This window comes from Streptomyces chiangmaiensis (assembly GCF_036281785.1).
Lineage (GTDB): Bacteria > Actinomycetota > Actinomycetes > Streptomycetales > Streptomycetaceae > Streptomyces > Streptomyces chiangmaiensis.
In genome coordinates this window covers 1-1,523 of the sequence record NZ_JAYWVC010000549.1, presented here as the reverse complement: position 1 = coordinate 1,523, position 1,523 = coordinate 1, and the positions used below count along the sequence as shown (strand labels likewise).

Here is a 1,523-nt window from a genome sequence, read left to right as displayed (position 1 = left end):
CCCTCTCTGTCAGCCTTGGGTGAGACGCTCCGCCTCGGCGGGTTAGCCTGAGAGGGCACGACAGGAGAACCACCCCCTTATGACCAGCACCAAGCCCGCCGGATCCGACCCGGCTCCCCGGCCGAAGCGCCGCACTTTCAGTCCCGAGTACAAGCTGAGGATCGTGGCCGAGTACGACGCCGCACCGAAGAACGAGAAGGGCGCGATCCTGCGCCGCGAGCGGCTGTATCACTCGCACGTGAAGGAGTGGCGGGCCGCGCGGGATGCCGGGGCCCTGGAGAAGCTGGTCGACAAGCGCACCAGCCCGGCCCGGCCGAAGAAGTCGGCCGCCGAGGCGGAGAACGAGAAGCTGCGCCGCCAGGTGGAACGGCTGGAGAAGGAACTGGCCCGGAACAAAGCCGCGTTGGAGGTTATGGGAAAAGCCTCCGCGCTCTTGGAAATGATCTCCGAGGGCGCGGACTGAAGGCTGCCGCCGACCCGGTGGTCGATGACGCGTTCACCGGCGTCGAGCGCGAGCTGGGCATTACGGCCGCGTGCCGGCTGACCGGCCGCTCCCGGGCGACCCACTACCGTCGGCTGCGGCCGGCGCCACCGCCAAGGCCCCGCCCGCCGCAGGTTCAGCCCTCGGCTCTGGCGGCCGAAGAGCGGGCAGCGGTACTGGAGTTGATGAACTGCGACGAGTACGCCGAGCTCCCGCCCGCACAGATCTGGGCCCGCGAGCTGGATGCCGGGCGCTACCACTGCTCCGTCTCCACGATGTACCGGATCCTGCGCGAGAAGGGGCAGAACGGCGAGCGCCGAAGACAGGCCACCCACCCCGCCAAGACGGTGCCCGAGCTGGTCGCCACTGCGCCCTCACAGGTGTTCACCTGGGACATCACCAAGGCGGCCGGACCGGCCAAGGGCATCTGGTACCACGCCTACGTCATCATCGACATCTTCAGCCGCTACATCGTCGGCCACACCGTCGAGGCCGCCGAATCCGCCGAGCGGGCCGAGGAGTTGATCCGCGAGACCATCACCCGCAACGGCATCGTGCCCGAGACCGTGCACGCCGACCGTGGCACCTCGATGACGAGCAAGAAGGTGTCCCAGCTGCTCATCGATCTGGGGGTGACGAGATCGCACTCGCGGCCGAAAGTCTCCAACGACAACCCCTACAGCGAGGCCCAGTTCAAGACCACGAAGTACATGTCCGACTATCCCGAACGGTTCGACTCCCTGGCCCACGCCCGCGAATGGTTCGACGCCTTCATCGCGTACTACAACCATGAGCACCGGCACTCGGGCATCGGCTGGCACACACCCGCCTCCGTCCACTTCGGCACCGCCGAGGAGGTCCGCGACCAGCGGGCCGTCACCCTCGCCGAGGCATACACCCGCCACCCCGAACGCTTCGGCCGACGCCCCCGACCACCCGAGATACCCCAGCAGGCATGGATCAACAACCCGGCCAAGCGCAGGGAACCCGCACCACAAACCTCATAGCATCACAACCGTCTCATTGGACTTGAAATCTTCCG

General features: G+C 67.3%; 2 protein-coding genes. Both read left to right on the top strand.

What is annotated here, in order from left to right; all coding sequences use genetic code 11:
- Nucleotides 1–79 precede the first annotated feature (79 nt).
- On the top strand, nt 80–463 hold the full coding sequence (locus VXC91_RS45425; protein ID WP_329513182.1) for a hypothetical protein: 384 nt from the start codon (nt 80–82) through the stop codon (nt 461–463).
- Nucleotides 464–480: 17 nt separating this feature from the next.
- Complete coding sequence (locus VXC91_RS45420) at nt 481–1,488, top strand: IS3 family transposase (RefSeq protein WP_329513181.1); 1,008 nt, start codon at nt 481–483, stop codon at nt 1,486–1,488.
- Nucleotides 1,489–1,523 lie beyond the last annotated feature (35 nt).

Bases quoted from the DNA above. Each gene is read 5' to 3' on its own strand.
- VXC91_RS45425 (WP_329513182.1), top strand. From the start codon at position 80: ATGACCAGCACCAAGCCCGCCGGATCCGACCCGGCTCCCCGGCCGAAG.